The organism is Scopulibacillus cellulosilyticus (assembly GCF_042665295.1).
Taxonomy (GTDB): domain Bacteria; phylum Bacillota; class Bacilli; order Bacillales; family Sporolactobacillaceae; genus Scopulibacillus_A; species Scopulibacillus_A cellulosilyticus.
Genome location: NZ_JBHTCO010000004.1, coordinates 395,368 through 420,035, shown reverse-complemented (window position 1 = coordinate 420,035; position 24,668 = coordinate 395,368). Strand labels below are relative to the sequence as shown.

The following is a 24,668-nucleotide window of genomic DNA, read 5'->3' as shown; positions in this document are numbered from 1 at the left end:
TATCATCCTTCATTTAATGAAAGTAAATGTTCTTTAAAAGTCTTTATAAAAAGGTCAACATCTTCTTTAGTTAATGTTAAAGGCGGCAGTAAGCGAATGATTGTTTTTTGAGTGACATCAATCAGAATGCCTTCATTTAATAAGTTCGCACGCAATTTTTTTGCATTTTCAGGGTTCCCGTTTAATACGATTCCCGCCATAAATCCTTTGCCGCGAATATCTACGATTAAATCACTGTATGACTCTTTTAAAGCAGTTAATTCTTCTCTCAAATAAGCAGATACTTCCCTTGATTTTTCCAACAGGCCATCATCTAACAGTATCTCCAGTACCGTATTACCTAAAGCAGAGCTGAGCGGTGATGGCGCAAATGTCGTGCCATGGTCACCAGGAGCAAATAAATCAGATAAAGCAGGTTTACTAATAATGCCTCCGAGCGGCAACCCTCCGCCAACCCCTTTGGCAAAAAGAATTAAATCAGGCTCAATACCTGCTTGCTCGTAAGCAAATAATGTTCCCGTACGTCCCATGCCTGTTTGAATTTCATCCATACAAAGCAGAACCCCGTGTTCTTTACAAAGCTCTTGAACTTTTTGTAAGTAGGCATCCGACAACGGATATATACCGGCAGAACCTAATACAGGCTCCATTAAGACAGCTAACGGACGTTTCGCAATGGCCTCTTCCAAATCAGCTATATTTTCCGGTTCGATTTCTATAATCTTATATGACGGCAAAGGAAAGTCCTGGTATACTCCGGGCTGCCTTGTTAATTTTAATGCGCCTAATGTTCGACCGTGAAAGCCTTTTTTAAGAACGACAATGCCTTCCCGATCCCGGGCTGCTTTTTGCTGGTACTTATGAATGAACTTTATTGCGGCTTCAGAAGCTTCTGCACCGGAATTTGTAAAAAACACTTTTCCGCCAATCGTTGAGTTCGATAACCGCTCAGCCAAGCGAATTGCAGGAGGATTAAGATAAATATTGGAAATATGCAAAAAGCGTTCTCCCTGTTCTTTTAGTGTCTTGACAATTTTCGGATGGGAATGACCAACAACATTGACAGCCAATCCGGTGAACAGATCCAAATAGGCTTTTCCTTCGGTGTCATAAAGATAGTTGCCTTCCCCCTTAGTAATCGCGATCGGCAATTTAAGATTTGCGTATGTTGGCATTAAGTAACGACGATCCAGTTCCGCCCAATTTTCCATAAAGGCGCCTCCCTGTATGCATTTTTATAATAAAGAAAGGCTGGTGCCAAGCCATAGGGCATAGGCTGCAGCCTTAGTGAAAACTTAGTCTTCTTTGAGTTGGCGAAGTTCTTGTTTTATTTCTGTTTTCGACTTGGTTTTTTCATCTAATTGTTTGATGACACGAGCCGGAGTACCCGCAACAACTGTATTTTCAGGAACATCTTCAATAACTATCGCTCCTGCAGCAACGACGGATCCTTTGCCTACTTTAACACCCTCTAAAATAACTGCGTTAGCACCGACAACAACATCATCTTCAATGATAACAGGCTGCGCAGACGGCGGTTCTACAACTCCGGCCAATACTGCACCAGCACCAATATGGCAATTTTTGCCCACTGTTGCTCTTCCGCCTAATACCGCGTTCATATCGATCATTGTACCTTCACCGATAACTGAGCCGATATTGATCGTAGCGCCCATCATAATAACCGCATTTTTGCCAATTTCAACTTGGTCCCGAATAATAGCACCCGGTTCAATACGGGCTTGTACCTTTTTGAAGTCAAGTAAAGGAATCGCAGAGTGTCTGCGGTCATTTTCTAACACATAGTCTTCGATTTTATCTTTATGTTCTTCTAGAACAGATTTAATCGTTTTCCATTCACCGAATAATACACCGGATCCTCCGTTTATAAATGTTTGTGTTTCAGCGCCAAAATCAATACCTTCTAAATCACCCTTTATGTATACCTTAACCGGGGTAGATTTCTCACTGTTTTGTATAAAAGAAATGATTTCATTTGCATCCATCATTTTCATGATTTTTGCCTCCTCATGTTTTATGATCGTATTTATCGTAACGAATTTTTCATTGAAAGTCTATGATTCATTAGACAATAAATCGACAAAAGCTTTAACTTGTTTATGTTGTAATGCTTCATCATATGTCAATAGCCAAGTTTCCCTTGTCAATAATCGGCCATGTTTATCTTTTAATGGAATTTTGTACACATCATCATCCTTTTCAGTAAGACTCATTGATGGAAGAATAGCATAACCAATACCATTTAAAGCCATTTGTTTACAAGTTTCTATTTGGTCAACATAGATTGTTCTGTCCGGGGGCTTTAGGGAGTGCTGGTGCCACCATTCTTGTATTTCCTGATAATAACTTGAATCGCTTCGGAACTGAATATAAGCTTTTTCGCTTTTTCGTAATTCTTCAATGGAGGACAGAGATGTGTCTACAAGATTAAGGGCATCTGAAAATAAATGCTGTTTTCTTCCCCGCCATTTCGGGTTTCCCCTAATAATCCCAATATGGCAGCCTTCATACATATACTTGAGAATCTCACTTGACCAACCTGTTACTAATGAAATTTTAACTAAAGGATATTTTTCTACGAATTTTTTTAGTACGTTGGGCAGCCAATATTGGCCTGTAATGGTTGCGACAGCTAATTTAAGTGTGCCGTAAATATCGGTTTCATTTGAAACAATATCTTCTCTTACCTGCTCTTCGCGGGAGAGTGTCTCTTTTGCAAAAGCCACAATTTTTTCTCCGGAAGCAGTTAAACTAAGACCTCTTTTTGATCTTACAAAAATCGTTGTCCCCCAATTTTCTTCAATACTCTGGAGTCTTTGACTTAACGCCGGCTGAGAAACAAACAGTCTTTCAGCCGCTCTTCTCATGTTTTCTTCTTCTGCTAATATCGTTAGAATCTGCAAATCACTTCTTTGCATGCTGGTTACCTCTGATCCACTATGTTTATATTTAATAGAATTTATAGAATCAATTTAAAGAAATTTTAAGATGTTTTATTGTTCTCACTGTTTGGCAAATTTTTGATTGATTGTTTCGGCATAACAAGTATTAAAATGAGAGAAATGACCGCAAACACAAAGACGCCAATATAAACCGTATGAAGAGCAAGAGTTAAGCCTTGCTTTAACAATTCAAGCGCTTGATGGGAAAATTGATTTGTCCCTCCGGATAATACTGCATTAGCAGAATTCACTGACAAGCGGTTTTCAGCCCCTTTATTTTCAATAAATGTTTGCAGTCTTTTGTTAAGAATACCGCCAAGCAATGCTGCCCCAACTGTATTGCCCATTTGTCTCATAAACATATTGGAGGCTGTAGCAACGCCTCTAACCTTCCATTCAACACTATTTTGAATAGATATGATAAAAACAGTTGTCGTCATACCCATGCCGATACCAATGAAAAATGACCCTATTCCTGCCCAAACAGGCCCTTTGGAAGGACTTAAAAATAAGAAAAAACACCCGCCGATGATTAAACTCACGCCGCCGATAATCGCAAGCGGCCGGTAGCCCATTTTCAAAATCAGCCGTCCGGTAATTGTCGAAGCGATAGGCCAGCCAATCGACATTGTGGTCAAAGTAAATCCGGCGACAATCGCCGGTTCGCCCATAACCACTTGTACGTAGGCGGGCAAAAAACTGGACAACCCGATCATGATGACCCCTGTGGTTAAATTAACGCTGTTAGCAACAGCAATTAACGGCTTTTTCCAAATAGACAGAGGGACAATAGGTTCTTCTGTTCTCTTTTCTTGAAAGATAAAAACGATAAAACAAACGAGAAAAAGTGCAATTAATAAAATCACCGGAAGGCTTGTCCATCCCCACGCCGTACCGCCTTCGATGAAGACAATCATCAAAGAGGAGAGTGCGATAAAAAGAAGTGCTGAGCCTTTATAATCAACCTTATGTGAGGTCTTTTCAAGGTTTTCGTGGAAAAAGGCACTGATACCTATAATCGCTAATACCCCAAGCGGCAAATTCATCCAAAAAACCCATGCCCAATTAAAATACTGAACAAAAACACCTCCGAGCGCCGGCCCAATAATGGCTGATATCCCCCATACACTTGACAGGTAGCCCTGGATTTTAGAACGTTCTTGAACAGTATAAATATCACCGACTATCGTTGTAGCTATTGGCTGAATAGCTCCGGCACCGATACCCTGTATAAAGCGGAACAAGATCAGCATTTTCATAGAAGAAGACAAGCCGGCTAATAATGAACCTATCAGAAAGATAATAATACCGAAAATAATGACAGGCTTTCTTCCAAATAAGTCGGCAAGTTTTCCATAAATTAAAATGGTTAAAGCATTCATTAACAAATAACCTGAAAACACCCAGCTGTACAGGGAAAAGCCGCCAAGGTCACCAACAATGTTCGGCATTGCGGTTGCCACAATTGTTCCTTCAATCGCAGACATAAACATTGCCATAATAATAGATGTGAGGACTAACGGCCGCCTGGATGTCTTAGTTTCTCTTGACATGGTTTCACCTCCCAACCCCAATTTTACATTGGATTGACTTATGATGCATGGAAAAAATCTGTCAGCTCTAAAGGCTGACAGATTTTTTCGTACTTTTATCCCTTAAAAAATGATTTAAGAATTTTAATAAAGCACTTCGAGGCAATATCCCTTGAAAAATATTATCCTGATCTTCTACACATAGAAAAGTTTCATCAATAGATAATTTAACAGCTTTCAAAAAATCATCATTCGTTTTTAAAATCGGCATGCTCGTTTTCATTACTTCGGAAACCTGATGATCACTTAATTTTTCGAATTCAATTCTTTCAATACCGAAAATAAAATCAAGAATTAAGGTTTTACTTACAATCCCTCTTAATTTATAAGAAGAGTCCAAAACTGGAATGGCTGAATAGCCTGTTTTTACTAAAACTAACAAGGCATGTTCCAGGGGATTATCCACTTGAACATGTGCCACTTGATCACTTGAAATGATTAAGTCCATGATGTCTTTTTTTAAAACATCATCAATAGTCAATTTTTTCATAAAATCATCCCTTCTTCCATACAAGGAATGGATTTTTTAATGAATGATAAGCTCAGGTTATGTTTTATCCCGGTTAATTGATTTAAATAGGATAAGACCAAACTAAACCTGTATCCGTGCACTTTTAATTATTTGTAAAATTCTCATATAAATCAATTTATTCCCTGTCGAATTTTGGTATTTTTAGTTGAAACACTTTAATTATATAACTATTTATACGATAATATATTAAACCTGCTCTTTCCACAGGAATTTTGAAAGGGGAGCCTTTTTTGATGAATAATAATGAGATCGAAAAAAAACGCAACCAATTAATAGAAACGGCTAATCGGCATGGTTTTACTTCGACAAAAACTTTGCTGTGCAGTCAAGAACTGGACCGCCTGCTAGACGAGTATCAGCACAAGACACTTGCCCTTCAAACAAAGACAGCCCAATCCATGTGAAATTGTCTCTTTGCTATGTTAGCGTTAAGAAGGCAAAAGTATGTCAAGTAAAGAATGAAACTCCACCCTTTTGAACATTTCTTTCGTTTTTGAACGATTGAGCCTCCATTCTGACTCCATTAAATTAACACTTATTGGAACATCACAGTCTATCCGGGCTAATCTTCGGGATAAATGCAACATATCAATGTCTTTTTCAATATTCGTCCGGATTCTCGCCTGAAGCTTATCTTTCTGATTTAATATTTCATCAACGCTGCCAAAATCCTGAATTAATCTTAGAGCTGTTTTTTCCCCTATACCTTTAACTCCTGAATAATTGTCACTCCGGTCGCCCATTAATGCTTTTAAATCAATTAATTGTTCCGGCAAATAACCTTTTTCCTCTACAAAGCTTTCTTTGGTATACAGCGTATAACGCCCAAAGCCTTTTGACATGATAATCACTCGTATACGACTATCAACCAGCTGTAAGATATCATGGTCTCCTGATAAAATATCTATATCAATTTCTTCGGCATATGTTTTAGCTAATGTTCCGATAAGATCATCTGCTTCATAACCTTTATAGCTAATATTCACAATTCCCATACTTTCAATTATATCCTGCGCTAAGCTAAATTGGGGTATCAGAGCTTCAGGCGGGGCAGGACGGCCAGCCTTATATTCACTATACATTTTATTCCTAAAGGTTGGAGCGGGTGTGTCCCAACAACAAATTAAATGGGTCGGGTGAAATTGTCTGATTGTATGCCATAAGTATTTGACAAGCCAATGAACAGCGTTTGTCGGTAAACCATCCGTTGTTTTTCTAATACTTCCATAGTTAGCTGTTGCATAATACCCTCTAAATAACAGCGACATGCCGTCTATTAACATCATCCTTGACATCGTCTCTCCCCTTATCTCTGGTATTAGCATAACATATTTATCCTTATTGATGTTTAATTAAATAATAAGACTAAATATGAAATAGTTAAAGAGAGCTATACCAGCCCTCTTTAATATAACCGCTCCCAGCGGTGCAAAAACGATTGATATTATGATCTCTTTCATTGCCTTAAACACAAATTAAAAAGCTTGCCTATAAAAAGCAAGCCGTACATTCATATAAGTATTAAATAAACAAAGCGAGTATTTTATAAATAACGCCCGCAATCACCGCTGTAATTGGCAAAGTAATCACCCAAGTAATAACAATGTTAATTGCAACACCCCAATTAACATTTTTAACCCTTTCTGCAGACCCTACACCCATAATTGATGAAGAGATGACATGTGTAGAGCTGACTGGTAAATGCAAAAATGTAAAACCGAAAATGATAATCGAAGATGTTAAATCAGCAGCTGCGCCATTAACCGGCTTGATTTTCATAATCTTGCCGCCAACGGTTTTAATAATTTTCCATCCGCCGATCGATGTACCAATAGCCATAGCTACAGCCGAACCCAGCCTTACCCACATCGGAATATGCATCGTCGATTGGTAATGAGCGGCAACCAAAGCTAAGGTAATAATCCCCATTGCCTTCTGGGCATCATTTGTACCATGCGTAAATGATTGCAAGGCAGCTGTGAAAATTTGAAAGGTCCGAAAACCTCTGTTCCCTTTGGATAAACTTATATCTTTAAAAACAACTCCAAAAATGGTCATCATAATAAAACCGCCAACCAAAGCAACAACCGGTGAAATAAGGAGCGCTTCAATAATTCCAATAAATCCATGATAATTTAGCGCGCCAAATCCTAAAGCAGCTATCCCCGCTCCTGCCAATGCACCTATAATGGCATGTGAGGAGCTGCTTGGTATGCCAAAAAGCCATGTAACGAGGTTCCAAATAATTGCAGTAATTAAAGCAGCCAGCACAATTACTGACCCGTTTTGAATTTGAAAAGGATCAATAATCCCCTTGCCGATTGTTTGGGCGACGCCGGTAAATGTCAAAGCGCCTATAAAGTTCATCGATGCAGCTAATGCAATGGCAACTTTTGGGTTTAACGCCCGGGTCGAGACAGACGTAGCAATAGTATTAGCTGTATCATGGAAGCCGTTTATAAAGTCAAATAAGAAAGAAAAAAGTACTATTAATACTGTTAAGATCAAAAGACTATCCATGCTCAGAGCTCCCTTTATGCATTCCTCATTATGATGGTTTCTAAAGTATTGGCAACATCTTCACAGCTGTCAGCGATTTCTTCAAGCATTTCATAAAGCTCCTTATATTGAATAATCTTAATAGGATCTTTCTCCGTCATAAAAAGGTGACGAATGCTTTCTTGTAACAATTCATCGCATTCCGATTCAAAATCATTAATTTTAATAACATTATTGCGAATATTTAACAGCTTCTTTTTATTAAGCAATCCAGCTGCTTGAGCGATCTCTTTAGTTGCATTTAATAAAATATCAACTGTTTTATGCATATAACTATCAGTCTGTGTGATATTGTATATGCCAAGACGTGAGGTCCATTGTTCAAAACCGTCGAGAACATCATCCATCTTCATAGCTAACGCAAGGATATCTTCACGTTCCAATGGTGTAATAAATGTTTTATTTAGAGCTACGATAAGTTCATGAATATAAGTATCGCCCTTTTTTTCATAACTCTTCATGACTTTTGAAAACTCTTGTAGTTCATCCTGATTGTTAATTTTAAAATCAACAAAATATTGGGCTGCTTCTTCCAAATTCATAGCTATCTTGCAGAGCATGTTCAAAAACTTGTCATTCTTAGCCGGAAATAACACAAAATGCCACCTCACAAATAATATTTAAATGATCAGCCTTTTTAATTTTAGCAAATCATGTCGGATTTACAATTGTTTTTAATATCCTTTACAATAACTTAACAATTCAATTCATAAAACTTGGGTAAAATATTAGCTTAGATTTAAACTCCGCTGTCAATAACATATAAATAAGCCCTTCAAGATCGGATTGATCCGCCCTGCAAAGCCTTCATTGACAAAAAAGTACGTTTTTTTCATGTCCAATGTTAATGAAATTCACAATATTTACAACCTTTCCTTTATCCAGTTTTAAGCTTTCTTTTGATAGTGTAACATTCATTTATTAAAGCTATTGTTAATATGCTCAAGCATTTGTTGGAAATATATTAAACAAATGATGAAAAGCCTTTATCGGGGAATGATAAATTGAAGAAGGAGGTAACAGTTATGGATTATACATTGGACTACTTAAAAGAATCATTATCAAATTGGGTGGATCGCGATGATCGCGCGCTAAATCTTTTTCATAAAATAGAAAACCATCAATTTCCTAATGAAGAAGCCTTTGTTGAAGTGCTCAGTGAAGAAGAAACAGAATACTTACACGATGTTCTCAGGAAAGAAATGGCTTATGCAAAAAATGAACAAGATGAGGTGAGGTATAGTCAGTTGAGTGATGTTTTTGAACAGCTCATTTAAAATGGTATTTTTTGTTTTGACACATTATATAAGGCTATATATAGTTAAACACGTAAACTTTTAAACAGTGGAATTATTCTTATCTGGGGAGAGGAGGATTTTATGGATAATCAAAAATTAAAGGAAATCATAGAGCGATATGAGAATTTCCATTTTAACGTTGTGAAAAAGGCCGAAGCCATAATAAAAACTGAGATAGGTGAAGAACTGACGAAAGACCAGCATGCTGTTCTTCGCTACGTTAAAACAAACGGTTCATGTACTGCCTCTGAACTGGCTAAAGCCTTTTTTGTTAAGAAAAGCGCCATAACAGCCATTATTAATCGTTTGACTGAAAAAAATATGATTACAAGATGCCGTGATCATAATGATCGGCGTGTCGTTTACTTATCAATGACCGACTACGGGGAAAAAATTTATAAACGCTGTAACGAAAATATTAATGCTCTTGTTGTTTCACTCGTTTCCCAATTCAAACAAGATGAAATCGAAGCCTTTTTAAACACATATGAAAAACTTGATCGTATATTAGATCAACAAATTAACAAAGCTCTGAAAGGTGTTAATAATGAAATACATACTTAAAGGAAAATGGGCAGTCGTTATCATTTGGATTGTGGCCATTGCTGCTCTTATTCTTTTAGCGCCTAACATTACCAAACTCGTGCAAAACAAAGGGCAAGTAACAGTTCCTGAAGGGTATTCATCTACTCAAGCAGCAAAAATTATTAATGAAATGAATAAACAAAAGGGCAATCAAAAAACATCTTCCGTTGCGCTGGCATTTTATGATAAAAACGGTCTTTCAAAAAAAGATAAACAAGATATTAAACACGCAATCAGAGAACTTAAGGCTAAAAAACATCAGCTTGGCATTACTGATATTATGAATCCCTTTGATCAACCAAGTCTTAAAGATCAGATGATCTCTAAAAACGGCACAACAATGCTATTATCATTAAATGTCAACACCAACGGAAAAGATACAAATAAACTGACCGATGACTTGTATAAAACGATAGATGATGTTCATGTCGATCACTATTATACAAGCGATTGGATGGTCAATAATGATATGATGACCAGCACCCAAAACGGGTTACATAAAACTGAATGGATTACCGTCGTCTTTATTCTGGCAGTGTTATTGATTGTTTTCCGTTCAGCGGTAACGCCTTTTATTCCTTTAATCACTGTTGGCATCTCATTTTTAGTATCACAATCTATTGTGTCGTTTTTAGTGGATTGGGTTAACTTTCCTATATCGAACTTTACCCAAATCTTTCTGGTCGCTGTATTGTTTGGTGTTGGAACTGATTATTGTATATTGCTTCTTAATCGTTTTAAAGAAGAATTGCCAAAGTTTGAAACAGTTAACGAGGCAATTATATCAACTTACAAGCATGCAGGAAAAACGGTTTTTTTCAGCGGTTTAGCCGTCCTTATCGGCTTTTCGGCCATCGGGCTATCCCAATTCAGCATCTATAAATCCGCCGCCGGAGTTGCTATTGGCATATTTGTTTTGCTGATTGCCTTAATGACAATTGTTCCGTTTTTTATGTCTGTTTTTGGGAAAAAGATTTTTTGGCCGGCCAAAGGGTCGCTTGAACATAGACAAAGCAGGCTGTGGGATCGCGTTGGCCGCTTTGCGTTAACAAGGACTCTTATTGCTTTTATTATTGTTTTGATTATTACAGTCCCATTTCTTATCAAATACAATGGCCATCTTTCTTTTAATACTTTAAATGAGCTGGGTGATCAGTATAAGTCTGTCAAAGGATTTAATATCATTTCCGACAACTTTAACCCAGGTGAGTCTATGCCGACGCAAATCGCTATTAAAAATGATGACAAAATGGATAGCCGCCCTTCGCTGCAAACAATTGAAGCCATCACACGCGAAGTGAAAAAAATTGATGGCGTTAAAACCGTACGCAGTGTCACGCAGCCTATGGGCAAACCTGTCAAAGACTTTCTTGTTCCAAATCAGGCAGAAACATTAAGTGATGGGATAAATCAAGCCAATCATGCCATTAATAAAATTAGCAGCGGTCTTAAAAATGCCAATTCTTCATTGACAAAATCGGGACCTCAGCTGAATCAGGCCACAGGAGGCGTTAATGACCTAATTAATGGCACAAGCTCCTTAAAAAACGGTATTTCCCGATTATCGGACAGCATGTCTCAATTACAAAGCGGATTAGAAACAGGTGCAACAAGCGCTAAACAACTGCAAAGCGGCATTGAACAAAGTGAAAAAGCTGCAAGGCAGCTGCAAAGTCAAAGCCGGCAGCTATTAAATGGCTATGAACAAATTGGTAACAGCATCTCACAAATTAACAATCAAATTAATCAAAGATATCAAGAGATCCGGCCATATTTGGACAAAGTTGACCGAGGAGTTTCAACAATAAACGATCGTTTTAACGGCCTTGAAAAGAAATATCCGGAAATCAAAAACGATACTAATTTTCAAATTATCTCCCAATCACTGCCCCAGGTGAGTACAACGATTGACCAATTGGAAAGTAATCTTAAACAGCTGACCGGCGGCATCAACACATTGTCGCAAAAAATGAATGAAGCCAATAATCATTTTGCCGAGCTGATTGACGGGCAAAAGGCAGTCACATCCAGTCTTGGAAAACTTGCAGGCGGCATGAATCAGTTAGAACAGGGAATTCAAGACGCCGCCAACGGGCAAGCAAAAATTAACAGCAAATTACCCGATTTAGAAAATGGCGCTTCATCGATCCAACAAGGTCAAGAAAGGCTGAAACAAGGCTTTTCACAATTCGACAATCAAATCGGTCAGTTGTCAAGCGGATTAAGCAACAGTTCTAAAGGCCTTGATAAAGTTTCAAAAGGGTTAAAATCAGCAAATGATTACTTAAATGAACTTTCAAAATCAAATAGTTTGTTATCCGGCTTTTATATTCCTAATGAAGCGCTCAAAAGCAGTCAATTCAAAAACGCTTTGGACAATTATATGTCTAAGGATCGGAAAATCACAACGATTGATGTTATTTTTAAATACAATCCATATTCTACAAAGGCAATGGATCAAATTGATAATATTAAATCAGCCGTAAATAGAGCGACAAAAGGCACTCAGCTTGAAAATGCCAAAGTCGGCATCGGCGGCATTACGAGTACAAATAATGACTTACGAACGATTTCAGAAAAAGACTACACAAGAACCGTGACGCTCATGCTGATTGGTATAGGGATCATATTGATCATTTTATTCCGTTCCCTTATTATATCGCTTTATACTATAGCATCACTGGTTTTAACATATTACACGTCATTAGGCATTTCTGAAGTCATTTTTGAAAACATCATGGGATACAGCGGGTTAAGCTGGGCAGTGCCCTTCTTCGGCTTTGTCATGCTGATTGCACTCGGGGTGGATTACAGTATCTTCATCATGGACCGGTTTAATGAGTACTATGACCTGCCTGTTAAAGAAGCCATTCTTGAAGCGATGCGAAACATGGGGACGGTCATTATGTCAGCAGCGATTATTCTTGGCGGGACCTTTGCAGCCATGATACCATCTGGGGTATTAACACTGATTGAGATTGCCGTGATTATTATCATAGGGTTAATCCTTTATAACCTGGTCATCTTGCCGCTGTTTATTCCAATTATGGTTAAGACCTTCGGTAAAGCTAATTGGTGGCCGTTTAAAAGAACAGAAACAATAAAACATCATCATGAAGAATAAAACAGGAGCAACAATTTGTGTTGCTCCTTTCATTTTCAAGAATACCGTCATTAATTTTCAAAATAGTTTGGATAACGACATTATTAAAAATAAGCATGATAATAAAATTTATGCTTAAAAATCTTGTTGTTTGGTTTCACCCAATTTGTTGGAACATTTCCCTTGCGTACATATGATACTTCAGCACTTTCATACATCTTTTGGCATGCTGCCCTTCAATAATGACAAGCATCTCCTTCTCCTCAGCTGTCAGAAAGAAACAAACCAGTTCAGTAATACGGTCAATTTTACAAGTCCTTCCTTTATAAAATAAATAAATGGTTTGATCTGCATTTGCACAATAAAAATATAAGTCAATTAAATCTACAAGCTTGACCTGCGGCGTTGAAACTTTAAACGAGATAATACTTTTCATGATGAAACCCCTTTGCCTTTAGACTCCATAACTATTTTCACATAAACCAAATGTTTTCTGTACCGGTTAATTTTGTCGATAAGCCACTAGTTTTCATGAATTGTTGCAGGAACCTGACTAAACTCAGAAAGTTGCCTATAAAATGAGAGAGTGGTGTTTATTACACCACTCCCCCTTTTTTATAATAATTTTTTCGTAAATTTAATCCATTCTCTTGCAGCGAAAGATAAATACTTGTCTTTTCTCCAAACCATAGCTAAATGCCACGGTATCTCAGGTTCTATGAGCTTGACTATGTTTACCTTATTACGGTCAAGCCCATTGCAAATCGTCTCTGGCAATAGAGCGACTCCGAGTTTTGCCGCGGCTAATTGACTTATAAAATCCCACTGCGAACTTTCATAAGCAATTTTTGGAAAGTAGCCGATACGGATACATGTTTCAATAATTTGATCGTGGAGGGCAAAGTCTTCCCGAAACAAAATAAACGGTTCATCTTTCAGCTCAACTAACTTAACCTCTTCCTTTGAAGCTAAGGGATGATCCGGATGGACAACAAGACGCAATGATTCTTTTACAAATGAAATCGCATGGAACCGCTCCTGGTCTACAGGTTGAACGGCAACACCGATTTCCAATGCTCCGCTCTCGACATCATGAATCACCTTTTTTGCCCCGTCTTCAAATACTTGAATGATAATTTCCGGATAAGCTTCACGGAATTGCCCGAGTATTTTGGGAAAGAAATGGGCGCCGACCATTGGCGGTAATCCTACCGTTATTTTCCCCCGCTTAATATTCATTAAGTCAGAAAGTTCGTTGGCGAGATTATCGAAGGATTGCACAATTTGTTGAGCTCTTTTGTATACAATCTCACCCGCATCTGTCATAACCGCTTTTCTTCCTGTCCGTTCCAAAAGCGTTACACCGCATTCAGTTTCAATATCCTTAATCATTTTGCTGATGGTTGGCTGTGTAATATGAAGTGTTTTTGCTGCTTTAGTGAAACTTTTTTGTTTAGCTACCTCTAAGAAGTATTGGAGATGACGGACATCCAATATTTCCAACTCCCTGCCATAGATATAATCAATGAAAACTATTCCAAATATGTATTTTACCTATAAAAACACATGCGGTAAACTTTTTTTGAGAGGAGATCTGTTATGAAAAAGATGTTACTAATCATTGTTCAAGTTATCTTTCTTACCGTATTTTCTATCGTTGGCGAGATTATCACAAAAACTTTTCACCTGCCTGTCTCAGGGAGCATTATTGGTTTATTCCTATTATTTATTTGTCTCCATTTTAAAATCATAAAAATATCATGGATAGACTTAGGGGCTAGTTTTCTTTTGGCTGAGCTGCTGCTTTTCTTTATTCCTTCGGCCGTTGGGGTTATTCAATATAAAAGTGATATTATCCACAACGGTTTAAAGTTTATCATTACCATTGCTTTAAGTACTTTTATTGTGATGCTAGCTACCGGACTTATTGCCGAATTTTTACTTAAAAGAAAGGAACGTTCAAAACAATGATCATAGGACTTCTGAGTATCATAGCTACAGTACTTATCTATTACATTTCTAAAAAGATTTATCAAAAAAAGAATTGGGTCATTCTCTCACCGCTGCTTATTGCCCCTATCGTTTTGGTTGTCCTTTTATCGGTCACTCATACGAGCTTTGGTGCTTATAACAGCGGCGGAAAATGGTTATCCCAAATCCTTCAGCCGGCAACAGTGGCTTTTGCTGTCCCTTTATATAAATACAGACATATTTTGAAAAAACATATGCCTGTTATTGCCTTGAGTATGATTTCAGGTGTTTTTATTGCCTTAATAAGCTCTGACTTGATTGCCAGACTGACACATATTCGCCCGGATTTCATTTTAAGTATATTGCCGCGTTCCATTACAACGCCGATTGCTATGGCCGTCTCCAACAGTATTGGCGGTATACCAACGATGACTGCTGTCTTCGTCATCATTACCGGCATAACCGGTGTCATCATTGGTCCATTACTGATTAAATGGCTGCCCATTAAGGATAAATTGTCTAAGGGGTTATTACTTGGCATGGGCGCTCACGGTGCCGGGACTTCAAAGGCATTGGAGTTTGGTACAGAAGAGGGTGCTGCCGCAAGCTTAGCCATGGTTATCGCTGCTGTCTTTACCCTTGTACTTGCACCGGTTTTGATATCCTTCTTAACTTAAAAATAATAAAATCCCCATAAAAAACTACACCTCCAATTGCTAGTTGTGTCTAACAATTGGGGTGCAGTTCAGACCCGGGGATTTCATTATTTATAGAAAGCCGTAATATTTAACTTAGGGCTTGCCAATCGGCAAGTTTTCTTTATACGTTGGGAAATTATAAATTGGCAACTGTGTAGAAAATTCGACGTAGGGGCCAATTTTATGTTCCAAGTATAAGGGCATCTAAGCCTCTTTCTGCGCCTTACGGCTTGCCAATCGGCAAGTTTTCTTTACTGTATGCTGCAATTGCTTTGGCAACTTCTTTATCCTTTTGCGGATTCAAAGCACTGATTACTCTATCAGCTTTTTCTGCTGTTGCTAAAGCGACAAGTCCATTGCCCTCAGCAGATGCAGGAAAGCCGCAAGTCACCGTATTTTTTATTAATTGAGCATAAATTTCCGGTTCAGTCAGTTCACGCTTAAATCTTTTATTGCTTTTATTGATCAAAAGAGCCAGTGCGCCGGAAACATGCGGTGTTGCCATTGAAGTTCCTGAAAGTTTGGCATATTTTCCGCCCATATAAGTTGATATAATATCAACACCGGGTGCAACCACATCGATTTCGTCGTTTGAATTAGAAAACTCGGCAATTTTACGATCAAAGTCAACCGCGCCAACTTCTATAACTTCATTATAGTCCCCTGGATAACTTAGCTCAGGTGTATCATCCCGGCCGTCTCCTTCATTTCCTGCAGCACAAACGACTAGTATATTGTTTTCAACAGCCCGTTTGATCGCCTTGTGAAGTTCAGGTACCTCTTGAGGTCCGCCAAGTGACATGGAAATGACACTTACCTTCTCATTATTCGGCCCTTTCCAATCAACTGCATAATTCACAGCATCAGTTATCCATTCAAACTGGCCGCTGCCGTCTTTTGTTAAAGCTTTTAAAACAAGGAGACTGGCTTCGGGTGCAACACCGACGACGCCTTCTTTATCCTTATTTGCAGCGATTGTACCGCAGACGTGTGTACCGTGACCGTTATTGTCTAAGAAATTTTTTTCATCACTGTTGTAATCTGTCGTGAAGTTTTTGCCATCAATAATCCGTCCTTTTAAATCAGGATGATTCGCATCACATCCGGTATCAATAACAGCTACAACAACGCCTTTGCCTTCTTCACTCTCTTTCCAAACATTCGGTGCTTCAATTAATTGCACACCTTGAGGGATGACTTCATCTGACTGCTCAACCACTTCTTTTACTTCAAACGGTATCAGTCTTACATCATTCATGTTACCCCTCCTCTAAATTTTTACATACATAATGAGTATGTTACCTTTTAAAATACGATATCCGAACGAATAATCCTGCAAGACTTATAGACTATTGTTAAATCTTCCAATACATGGTTGAAACTTTTTCCCAAGGACCTTATAATTAAAAAAACGATCAAAATCGACACAAAACGGGGTTTGCAAAATATTATAAAATGTTTTATGATAGTTGTCAGACTTGAAAGTTTCAGATTAATTTAATTATAAGTCTTTGTAACTATTTGTCTGAAAATTCAATCCGATAAAAAATATCACATTCCAACACTTACTGTCATCGTCTAGGGGGTATACATCATGAACAAAAAGTTCTCATTCAAAGACACATTTTTTATCGGCTTAATGATGTTTGCATTATTTTTTGGGGCAGGTAATATGATCTTCCCGCCATCGTTAGGTCAGGATGCTGGAAGCAATGTATGGATTGCTATTCTCGGATTTCTCGTAACCGGCGTCGGCTTGCCTTTATGCGGTGTTATTGCCGTTTCAATTTCAGGAAGCAGTTTAAGAGATTTATCCAATAAAGTTCATCCTGTTTTTGGCGTTATTTTTACTAGTATCTGTTTCTTAGTTATTGGGCCATTTTTTGCAACGCCAAGGACCGGGACGGTTGCTTTTCAAATTGGAGTAACGCCGTACATCCCGTCATCAATGCATGCTAACGGCTTACCGCTTGCAATATATACCATTATTTTCTTTGGCATTACGCTATGGTTATGTCTTAATCCATCAAAGCTTGTTGATCGTGTTGGGAAAATTCTAACACCTGTATTGCTTTTGGTGATTGCAATTATTGTTATTAAAGGTATTGTTCATCCAATCAATCATTATAGTAAACCTGTGACAGCTTATGCGTCTCATCCATTTTTCCACGGATTTCTGAACGGTTATTTGACAATGGATGCTATTGCTTCATTGATATTTGGAATTGTTGTCACTAAAGCTGTTAAAGATAAGGGAATAACAAGCCAAAAGAAAATTTCTAAAGTAACCATTGGCGCTGGCATTATTGCGGCTATCGGTTTGGCGCTTGTTTATGTATCACTTTCCTTTATTGGCGCTACAAGCAAAGGTCTTGTTGGACAAACATCAAACGGCGGGGATATTTTAACGACTGTTACCCAATATCTATACGGCGGATTCGGTCAGATATTATTAGCTCTTGCGATTACCTTTGCATGTTTGACGACAGCTATTGGGCTTGTTACTTCATGTGCTGAATATTTCTCAAATATGATACCAAAAATATCTTATAAATGGTTTGTTGTTATCTTTTCTGTGTTCAGTGCATTAGTTGCAAATATTGGATTAACACAATTAATCATGTTTTCAACGCCTGTGTTAACGGCTATTTATCCGCTTACCATCGTATTGATTATTTTGACATTTATTGACAAAGCGATTGGCGTTCCAAGAGGCGTGTATGTCGGCGCACTCATTGGTGCCGGGGTGATAAGCATTTTTGACGGCCTCAAGGGCGCGGGCATTCAATTTCAGGCAACTGAAAAACTATTTGGTCACTTACCGCTTTATGCAGACGGCATGGGCTGGCTTATTCCGGCAATTGTATGCGGGTTAATTGGACTTGCCGTTTCCAAGATGAGCATTTCTAAACATCGTGAAGAAAGAAAAGCAGCATAAACCAAAAGACGTTGGTGCAATTTCAATTTGCACCAGCGTTTTTTATTTGCCGCTCAGGCTGTCTTAATCTTTAAGAAAAATTAAATATAATCAGGCTAAGGTTCCAGATTTTTCTGGGGCTTTTATTTATTTTTAAAAATAGGTTTGACATTTTCATACGAACCGGTGTATTATGTCACTAGTACACCATGGCACTATTACAATAAATGTTCGGGAGGATTATCAATGTCTGCATGGTTAAGTTTATTAAAAAAAGAATGCCGGTTAGGATTTATCGGATTTGGTATTGCTTTTATTCTAATGATGGTTATTTTGGTATTTGGTGTGATTAACACATTTCGTTACCAGGCGCAGGAGGCAATACCAATCATTGGCTTATTTATTATTGGCGCACACATTTTTTATTTTTTAGGATATATGATTGTCAATCTATTTCTTGAAAGAAAAACACTTCATATATGGCTAAATTCTCCGCAATCCGGGGCGGTATTACTCAGTGCCAAATTAGTAAGCGGCATTTTGGCTATGCTCGTGTCTATGGCTATTGCTTGTCTATACACTTTATTTGGCACCCTGTTTAACATGCATTTACTTAAAGAAATTCACTTAAATCTAAGTGAACTGATTCGTGAAGGAATAAGCATCTGCATCTTTATCGTATTAATCTCGATTTACATCGGCGTTATCTTCACGTTTATTTGGACGCTGTATCAAACATTGCGCTCAAAGATTGGAAAATGGGTATGGCTGGTTATTATTGCCTTAATCTTTATTGTGCCTTGGATCTTGGGAAAGTTGGAACTCACCGGTATATACGCACTTTTAACAACTTGGGGAGCTATCAAAGTTCACCTTTGGGCAGGTGCGGTATCAACTATCTATCTGGGAACTTTCGTCTTTCATTTCGTCATCGCAATCATTTTATTTGCAATATCATCATGGCTGTTAGACAGAAAAATCGAGGTGTCTTAATGTGGTTGAAGAATTTAATCCGTCTACCCCTATTTACTTGCAATTAGCCAATCGTATTTGCCGGCAAATTATTAGAAATGAATTAAGCCCCGGTGATAAGCTGCCGTCGGTTCGCGGTATGGCGGTGCATTCAGGGGTAAATCCGAATACAGTTCAGAGAACATACCGGGAGTTGGAAGGGATGGAAATCGTGGAGACGCGCCGAGGTCAAGGTACGTTTGTTACTGAAAATGAGACTATTTTAAATGACATGCGGGAGCATTTAAAAGAAGAGCATATTTCCCAATTTGTTCAAGATATGAAGGAAATGGGTTACACCGTCAATGAAATGCTGGAAGGATTAAAACAATATGTTGCACAACTAAGTGAAGAAGGTGATTCAAATGATAAAGCTTGAAAACGTGTCAAAACGCTACCTGACGAATACGGCGTTAAAAGACATTAATTTAGAAATCAAAACCGGCCATATTATCGGACTTGTCGGTTCAAACGGCAGCGGCAAATCAACAACATTGAAACTCATGTCCGGTTTGATAAGACCTTCGAAAGGAAATATTTTTATTAACAATAAAAAGGCCGATCGCAGGATTTGTACGGAGGTTGCTTATCTATCAGAGCTTGACGTCTATTACTCTTTTTATACTTGTGAAGAGACGATAAAATTTTACGCCAGTCAATTTAATGATTTTAATGTTGAAAAAGCTTTTGATATATTGTCATTCATGAAATTAGATCCAAAGCAAAAAGTAAAAAATCTTTCTAAAGGGAATCGCGGCCGGCTTAAAATAGTTCTTACATTAGCCCGGGAAGTACCTTATATCTTAATGGATGAACCTTTGTCAGGGCTTGATCCGATGGTTCGGCATTCAATCGTTAAAGGGCTGATTTCATTTATTGATTTAGAGACGCAAACACTGCTGATTACGACTCACGAAATCGCGGAAATCGAGCAATTGCTGGATACAGTTATCGTTATTAAGGATGGTCAAATTCTCGACGTCCAGTCTGTTGAGGATATTAGATATAAACAAAATTTGAGTATTGTTGAATGGATGACTAAATTGTATGAATAAGGAGGAATTTTCATTGTCAAAACCTGCAGTTACTCTAGAAAATGTAAAAAAAGTCATTGGCAGAAAAACAATTATTCATGGTCTGACCTTTGATATTTATCCGGGTGAGGTGTTTGGATTTCTTGGTCCAAACGGCGCCGGGAAAACAACGACAATTCGAATGATCGTTGGACTTATGTCTATTACCGAGGGGAATATTCATATTCAAGGACACAGCATAAAAAGTGATTTTAAAAAAGCGGTCCAAAATATCGGCGCCATTGTTGAAAACCCTGAAATGTATAAATTCCTTACCGGCTACCAAAATCTCATCCATTACAGCCGGATGGTCGGCGGTGTCTCACGTGAAAGAATAAATGAAATCATAGAACTTGTCGGGTTAAAAGAGCGGATCCATGAAAAAGTGAAGACTTACTCCCTTGGAATGAGACAACGACTTGGATTGGCACAAGCCCTCCTTCATTCGCCATCCGTGCTGATTCTTGATGAACCAACAAACGGGCTTGATCCGGCAGGCATCCGGGAAATCCGTTACTATATTCGCCGGCTTGCTGAAAAGGAAGGCCTTGCCGTCATTGTATCAAGCCACTTATTATCAGAAATGGAACTGATGTGTGACCGGATCGGCATTATTCAGCACGGAAAACTGATCGATGTTCAAACAGTCAACGAATTTGTTCAAGGCGAAAAACAGATGGATGTCGCTTTCACCGTTGATGATATTGATAAAGCTATCCGTGTTGCGACTGAACAATGTCACTTTAAAGTCGTCAAAACAAAGCCTGATGGCATTGAGTTGCAGTTAGAAAAGGATCAAATTCCATCCGTTGCGGAAGCCCTTATTAAAAATAAAGTTAAACTTTACGGTATTGGTTCAACATCCAAAACATTAGAAGATAAATTCCTGGAAGTGACAGGGGGTAAAGAAATTGTCTAGTATGCTTCGTCTTATACAAAATGAAAATATGAAAATTTACCGCAAAAGTTCTAACCGTATCATGCTGTTAATGCTCATCGGTCTAATCATTGCTGCGGGGCTCATTATAAAATTCAATACTCCCAGCCCTAAGCAGCACGCAAACGACCACTGGAAACAATCTCTTATAAAAGAAAACAAGAACCTTGAAAAAGAAATAAAGAAAGTGCCAAAAGAAAGCCAAAGTTATTTAAAAAAAGAAATTGCTACAAACCAATACCGGATAGACCATAATTTACCGCCTGTTCAAGGTTTTAATATATGGAGTTTTGTTGATAAAATGGCTTACCTTGTTATGGTGATTGCCATCTTTACGATTATTCTTGCAGGAGGAAGTGTTGCCAGCGAGTTTAACTGGGGGACAATCAAATTACTGCTAATACGGCCGGTCAGCCGAACGTCTGTGCTTTTTTCAAAATACATCGCTACACTGCTGTACGCTATCCTAATGCTTGTTATTTTGTTTATTGTTTCTTGGCTCATCGGGGGCATTCTGTTTGGTTTTAGCGGCCTGACCGAGCCGCACCTGCAGTATCATAATGGCCATGTGACTGAAACAAATATGGTTCTTTATATTTTCAAAGAATACGGTCTGAATTGCGTCCAGCTGATTATGTATGTGACTTTAGCCGCTATGATCTCATCTGTTTTCCGTAACAGCGCTTTGGCTATCGGCCTATCTATCTTTTTGCTTATGGTTGGTCCAACGGCAGTCCAATTCTTAAGTAAATACGATTGGGTCAAATATATCCTGTTCGCTAACACAGATTTAACACAATATATCACCGGCACGCCAATTGTCAGCAGCATGACCCTTGGCTTTTCGCTGGCAGTTCTCGCTGTTTATTATATCGCTTTTATCTTAATCGGCTGGCTGTTCTATACAAAACGGGATGTCGCTGCCTAATTTTAAGGGTGAGGCTATCATTGCCTCACCCTCCTCATATTAATTATTCACTTATTGCGATACAAATAACGCCTACAACCATGAAACCTGCCAATAGAATTTGTTTCTTTCCATAAGATTCTTTTAGAAAATAAACACCAAACAATGTTCCTATAAGTATACCAATCTCTCTTAAAGGCGCGATATAGCTGACAGGCGCAATTGATAACGCTGTTAATACTAATATGTAAGCAAGCGAGTTTAAAATCCCGACTGTAAAAGCTTGCCATTTATATTGATGCCATATACTTTTTACCTTCTCCTTTTTTGTTATTGCACTGGGCGTTAAAAAAACAAAGCGGAATAAAGTGCAGAAATAATCGTAAATGATCGGTGAAAGGAGTAAAAAGCCGACAGCATATTTATCCCAAGTTGTATAAGTGCCAATACATAGCCCGACGATGACGCCGTACAGTACCCCGACGATATCTACATGTCCTTTTAACAATTTGATGCCGCCGGACATCATAAAGACCGAAAAAACGATAATAATAGTCCCTAAGATGACAAAGGGTGATGGTTTTTCGTGATAAACAATAACAGCAATAATAGTTGCGATAATCGGCCCAATCCCTCTTGCAATTGGATAGACGATTGAGAAGTCACTTTTTGCATAGCCTTTTTGCAAGGTCATGAAGTATAACAAATGAATAAGTGCACTCCCGATAATAAACACCCAATCAATCATTTTAAAATGCGGATGCATCCATAATATTAGAATAATAACAAATGGCGTATAAAAGACCGCTCCCAAAAAAGTAAAAAGCCATACAAAGATATAGCCCCCTTCCGCTTTTTTGGATAGCAGGTTCCATGTCGCATGAATAACTGAAGAAATAAGCACTAAGATTAAAGCTATAACACTCAAACTTCTCCCCCCCTCAAAATACTTACATCTTATCACGAATAGCCTGATTAAGGGTAAAATTCAAGAAGTTTATTTTTCTATTTATAAAGGCAGCTGGTCAAGATCAGCTGCCTTTATTTTCGCGAAGCTTTACGATTGCTTTTTGTTTTTTTAATGCGTATTTTCTTTTTTGCAATGCGTGTTTACGTTCATCAGTCAATAACTTTTCAAGTGACATATCTTTGATTATCTGATCGTCATTTAAGTTATACTTTTCCATATTTTTCGCCGCTTTCTTGTATAATAATTGACGATTATTATTCCTACAATTATATTATACGACATTTATCGACAAAATAAAAAGACGATGACTTACATCGTCTTTTTTTGATTGAAACAAAATCTTATTTTCCATTTTTGAGGATTGATAGCTCAAAGGCGTTTATAATGATGCACGATAAATAGCCAGAACATCTTCTTTATTTAGCTTTTTAAAATGACCAAACTCCCCGTTAGCCATGGCTTTATCAGCCATAATATCTAACTTCTCTTCTCCAATGTTGTAATCGGCTAATCTGGAAGGTGCGCCGATTGACGTCCAGAAACGGCGGCATGCTTCAATACCTTCCAGCGCTATTTCACGATCGGTTTTCCCTTCAGTTTCAACATTAAATACACGAACAGCCAGCTGCTTGAAGCGGTCAACATTTTCATCTAATACATGCTTCATCCAATTTGGGAACAAAATAGCCAGTCCGCCGCCATGCGGGATATCATATACAGCAGAGACCGCATGCTCAATATTGTGCGTCGCCCAATCTCCTGTTACTCCCATAGCCAAAATACCGTTTAAAGCCATCGTCCCGCAATATAATATCGTTTCACGGTATTCGTAATTCTCAAGATCGTTAATGAGCTTAGGCGCCGTTTCTATAACCGTTTTTAAAATAGATTCACAGTAACGGTCTTGTACCGGTGTATTTTTTCCATGATGGAAATATGCTTCAAAGACATGTGACATCATATCAACCATGCCGTATACTGTTTGATCAAGCGGAACTGAAAATGTATGAACCGGATCGAGAATAGAAAATTTCGGGAATGTCAGCGGGCTGCCCCATCCGTATTTTTCATTCGTTTCCCAGTTTGTAATAACAGACCCGGAATTCATTTCAGACCCGGTGGCTGCTAATGTAAGAACTGTACCAAAAGGCAGTGCATCTGTTGCGAATGCTTTCTTAGTTACCAGATCCCATACATCACCGTCATATTTTGCCCCGGCTGCAATCGCTTTTGCACAATCTATGACACTGCCGCCGCCAACAGCAAGAATGAAGTCAATATCATTTTCCCGGCATATTTGGATGCCTTTTTTTACTGTAGATAAACGGGGGTTGGCTTCAACACCGCTTAATTCAAATACTTGGGCTTCCTGATCTTTTAGCATTGATAAAACATTATCATATATGCCATTTCGTTTTATACTTCCTCCGCCGTAGACAAGCAAAACATTCTTGCCGTACTTTGGAACCTCTATTTTTAATTGTTCTAATTGCCCTTTTCCAAAAATAAGCTTAGTTGGATTTTGAAACACAAAATTTTGCATCATGACAGT

At 38.2% G+C, this 24,668-nt stretch carries 26 protein-coding genes; 12 read left to right on the top strand and 14 right to left on the bottom strand.

What is annotated here, in order from left to right; translation table 11 throughout:
• Nucleotides 1–2: 2 nt before the first annotated feature.
• The 5 genes from ACFQRG_RS05240 to cbpB all read right to left on the bottom strand — a co-directional run bounded on the left by ACFQRG_RS05240 (nucleotide 3) and on the right by cbpB (nucleotide 5,045).
• Nucleotides 3–1,211, bottom strand: a complete 1,209-nt coding sequence (locus ACFQRG_RS05240) for an aspartate aminotransferase family protein (protein ID WP_380964450.1) — start codon at nucleotides 1,209–1,211, stop codon at nucleotides 3–5.
• An 84-nt stretch (nucleotides 1,212–1,295) separates the two neighbouring features.
• A complete protein-coding gene (gene dapD, locus ACFQRG_RS05235) occupies nucleotides 1,296–2,015 on the bottom strand; it encodes a 2,3,4,5-tetrahydropyridine-2,6-dicarboxylate N-acetyltransferase (protein WP_380964448.1) in 720 nt (239 codons plus the stop codon).
• A 60-nt stretch (nucleotides 2,016–2,075) separates the two neighbouring features.
• Nucleotides 2,076–2,939 carry a LysR family transcriptional regulator gene (locus ACFQRG_RS05230; protein ID WP_380964446.1) on the bottom strand — a complete coding sequence of 288 codons (864 nt, stop codon included), beginning with the start codon at nucleotides 2,937–2,939 and terminating at the stop codon, nucleotides 2,076–2,078.
• Nucleotides 2,940–3,004: 65 nt separating this feature from the next.
• Nucleotides 3,005–4,516, bottom strand: coding sequence for an MDR family MFS transporter (locus tag ACFQRG_RS05225; RefSeq protein WP_380964444.1), 1,512 nt, complete (start codon nucleotides 4,514–4,516; stop codon nucleotides 3,005–3,007).
• A gap of 67 nt (nucleotides 4,517–4,583) precedes the next feature.
• Nucleotides 4,584–5,045 carry a cyclic-di-AMP-binding protein CbpB gene (gene cbpB, locus ACFQRG_RS05220; protein WP_380964442.1) on the bottom strand — a complete coding sequence of 154 codons (462 nt, stop codon included), beginning with the start codon at nucleotides 5,043–5,045 and terminating at the stop codon, nucleotides 4,584–4,586.
• Between the two features lie 275 nt (nucleotides 5,046–5,320).
• On the opposite strand from cbpB, the gene ACFQRG_RS05215 reads away from it, so the two are divergent.
• Nucleotides 5,321–5,491: an aspartyl-phosphate phosphatase Spo0E family protein gene (locus tag ACFQRG_RS05215; RefSeq protein WP_380964440.1), complete on the top strand. Its 171-nt coding sequence runs from the start codon at nucleotides 5,321–5,323 to the stop codon at nucleotides 5,489–5,491.
• Between the two features lie 24 nt (nucleotides 5,492–5,515).
• Here the strand turns inward: ACFQRG_RS05215 and ACFQRG_RS05210 are convergent, their stop codons facing one another.
• The 3 genes from ACFQRG_RS05210 to ACFQRG_RS05200 form a co-directional block, all read right to left on the bottom strand.
• Nucleotides 5,516–6,382: a 5'-3' exonuclease gene (locus ACFQRG_RS05210; protein WP_380964438.1), complete on the bottom strand. Its 867-nt coding sequence runs from the start codon at nucleotides 6,380–6,382 to the stop codon at nucleotides 5,516–5,518.
• Between the two features lie 226 nt (nucleotides 6,383–6,608).
• A complete protein-coding gene (locus ACFQRG_RS05205) occupies nucleotides 6,609–7,607 on the bottom strand; it encodes an inorganic phosphate transporter (RefSeq protein ID WP_380964436.1) in 999 nt (332 codons plus the stop codon).
• Between the two features lie 14 nt (nucleotides 7,608–7,621).
• A complete protein-coding gene (locus ACFQRG_RS05200) occupies nucleotides 7,622–8,242 on the bottom strand; it encodes a DUF47 domain-containing protein (protein ID WP_380964434.1) in 621 nt (206 codons plus the stop codon).
• Nucleotides 8,243–8,671: 429 nt separating this feature from the next.
• Here ACFQRG_RS05200 and ACFQRG_RS05195 point away from each other — a divergent pair, with 429 nt between their 5' ends.
• The 3 genes from ACFQRG_RS05195 to ACFQRG_RS05185 all read left to right on the top strand — a co-directional run bounded on the left by ACFQRG_RS05195 (nucleotide 8,672) and on the right by ACFQRG_RS05185 (nucleotide 12,653).
• A complete protein-coding gene (locus tag ACFQRG_RS05195; protein ID WP_380964432.1) occupies nucleotides 8,672–8,923 on the top strand; it encodes a sporulation protein in 252 nt (83 codons plus the stop codon).
• 102 nt (nucleotides 8,924–9,025) lie between these two features.
• Nucleotides 9,026–9,508, top strand: a complete 483-nt coding sequence (locus tag ACFQRG_RS05190; RefSeq protein WP_380964430.1) for a MarR family winged helix-turn-helix transcriptional regulator — start codon at nucleotides 9,026–9,028, stop codon at nucleotides 9,506–9,508.
• Nucleotides 9,492–12,653, top strand: a complete 3,162-nt coding sequence (locus tag ACFQRG_RS05185) for an MMPL family transporter (RefSeq protein ID WP_380964428.1) — start codon at nucleotides 9,492–9,494, stop codon at nucleotides 12,651–12,653. The genes ACFQRG_RS05190 and ACFQRG_RS05185 overlap by 17 nt, the downstream gene beginning before the upstream one ends.
• A 136-nt stretch (nucleotides 12,654–12,789) precedes the next feature.
• Here the strand turns inward: ACFQRG_RS05185 and ACFQRG_RS05180 are convergent, their stop codons facing one another.
• Together ACFQRG_RS05180 and cidR are read right to left on the bottom strand one after the other, a co-directional pair.
• Nucleotides 12,790–13,068 carry a hypothetical protein gene (locus ACFQRG_RS05180; RefSeq protein WP_380964426.1) on the bottom strand — a complete coding sequence of 93 codons (279 nt, stop codon included), beginning with the start codon at nucleotides 13,066–13,068 and terminating at the stop codon, nucleotides 12,790–12,792.
• A gap of 179 nt (nucleotides 13,069–13,247) precedes the next feature.
• A complete protein-coding gene (gene cidR / locus ACFQRG_RS05175; RefSeq protein ID WP_380964424.1) occupies nucleotides 13,248–14,126 on the bottom strand; it encodes a cidABC operon transcriptional activator CidR in 879 nt (292 codons plus the stop codon).
• A gap of 105 nt (nucleotides 14,127–14,231) precedes the next feature.
• On the opposite strand from cidR, the gene ACFQRG_RS05170 reads away from it, so the two are divergent.
• Together ACFQRG_RS05170 and ACFQRG_RS05165 are read left to right on the top strand one after the other, a co-directional pair.
• A complete protein-coding gene (locus ACFQRG_RS05170) occupies nucleotides 14,232–14,603 on the top strand; it encodes a CidA/LrgA family protein (protein WP_380964422.1) in 372 nt (123 codons plus the stop codon).
• Nucleotides 14,600–15,280 carry an LrgB family protein gene (locus tag ACFQRG_RS05165; RefSeq protein WP_380964420.1) on the top strand — a complete coding sequence of 227 codons (681 nt, stop codon included), beginning with the start codon at nucleotides 14,600–14,602 and terminating at the stop codon, nucleotides 15,278–15,280. Before ACFQRG_RS05170 ends, ACFQRG_RS05165 begins: the two co-directional genes overlap by 4 nt.
• A gap of 244 nt (nucleotides 15,281–15,524) precedes the next feature.
• On the opposite strand, the gene ACFQRG_RS05160 is transcribed toward ACFQRG_RS05165, so the two are convergent.
• Nucleotides 15,525–16,559, bottom strand: coding sequence for a S8 family peptidase (locus tag ACFQRG_RS05160; protein ID WP_380964418.1), 1,035 nt, complete (start codon nucleotides 16,557–16,559; stop codon nucleotides 15,525–15,527).
• 336 nt (nucleotides 16,560–16,895) lie between these two features.
• Here ACFQRG_RS05160 and brnQ point away from each other — a divergent pair, with 336 nt between their 5' ends.
• From brnQ to ACFQRG_RS05130, 6 genes are all read left to right on the top strand, one after another.
• Nucleotides 16,896–18,239 carry a branched-chain amino acid transport system II carrier protein gene (brnQ, locus tag ACFQRG_RS05155; protein WP_380964416.1) on the top strand — a complete coding sequence of 448 codons (1,344 nt, stop codon included), beginning with the start codon at nucleotides 16,896–16,898 and terminating at the stop codon, nucleotides 18,237–18,239.
• A gap of 225 nt (nucleotides 18,240–18,464) precedes the next feature.
• Nucleotides 18,465–19,211 (top strand): hypothetical protein, encoded by a 747-nt coding sequence (locus ACFQRG_RS05150; protein ID WP_380964414.1) that lies wholly within the window; start codon nucleotides 18,465–18,467, stop codon nucleotides 19,209–19,211.
• Between the two features lies 1 nt (nucleotide 19,212).
• Nucleotides 19,213–19,608: a GntR family transcriptional regulator gene (locus ACFQRG_RS05145; RefSeq protein WP_380964412.1), complete on the top strand. Its 396-nt coding sequence runs from the start codon at nucleotides 19,213–19,215 to the stop codon at nucleotides 19,606–19,608.
• Nucleotides 19,595–20,284: an ABC transporter ATP-binding protein gene (locus ACFQRG_RS05140; protein WP_380964410.1), complete on the top strand. Its 690-nt coding sequence runs from the start codon at nucleotides 19,595–19,597 to the stop codon at nucleotides 20,282–20,284. The genes ACFQRG_RS05145 and ACFQRG_RS05140 overlap by 14 nt, the downstream gene beginning before the upstream one ends.
• 13 nt (nucleotides 20,285–20,297) lie before the next feature.
• Nucleotides 20,298–21,221 (top strand): ABC transporter ATP-binding protein, encoded by a 924-nt coding sequence (locus ACFQRG_RS05135; RefSeq protein ID WP_380964408.1) that lies wholly within the window; start codon nucleotides 20,298–20,300, stop codon nucleotides 21,219–21,221.
• Nucleotide 21,222: 1 nt separating this feature from the next.
• Nucleotides 21,223–22,167, top strand: coding sequence for an ABC transporter permease (locus ACFQRG_RS05130; protein WP_380964969.1), 945 nt, complete (start codon nucleotides 21,223–21,225; stop codon nucleotides 22,165–22,167).
• A 43-nt stretch (nucleotides 22,168–22,210) separates the two neighbouring features.
• On the opposite strand, the gene ACFQRG_RS05125 is transcribed toward ACFQRG_RS05130, so the two are convergent.
• The 3 genes from ACFQRG_RS05125 to ACFQRG_RS05115 form a co-directional block, all read right to left on the bottom strand.
• The gene (locus ACFQRG_RS05125; RefSeq protein WP_380964406.1) at nucleotides 22,211–23,074 is read right to left on the bottom strand and encodes an EamA family transporter; all 864 of its coding nucleotides are present in this window, start codon (nucleotides 23,072–23,074) and stop codon (nucleotides 22,211–22,213) included.
• A 103-nt stretch (nucleotides 23,075–23,177) separates the two neighbouring features.
• Nucleotides 23,178–23,333, bottom strand: coding sequence for a hypothetical protein (locus tag ACFQRG_RS05120; RefSeq protein ID WP_380964404.1), 156 nt, complete (start codon nucleotides 23,331–23,333; stop codon nucleotides 23,178–23,180).
• Nucleotides 23,334–23,495: 162 nt separating this feature from the next.
• On the bottom strand, nucleotides 23,496–24,659 hold the full coding sequence (locus ACFQRG_RS05115) for an iron-containing alcohol dehydrogenase (RefSeq protein WP_380964968.1): 1,164 nt from the start codon (nucleotides 24,657–24,659) through the stop codon (nucleotides 23,496–23,498).
• Between the last annotated feature and the right edge of the window lie 9 nt (nucleotides 24,660–24,668).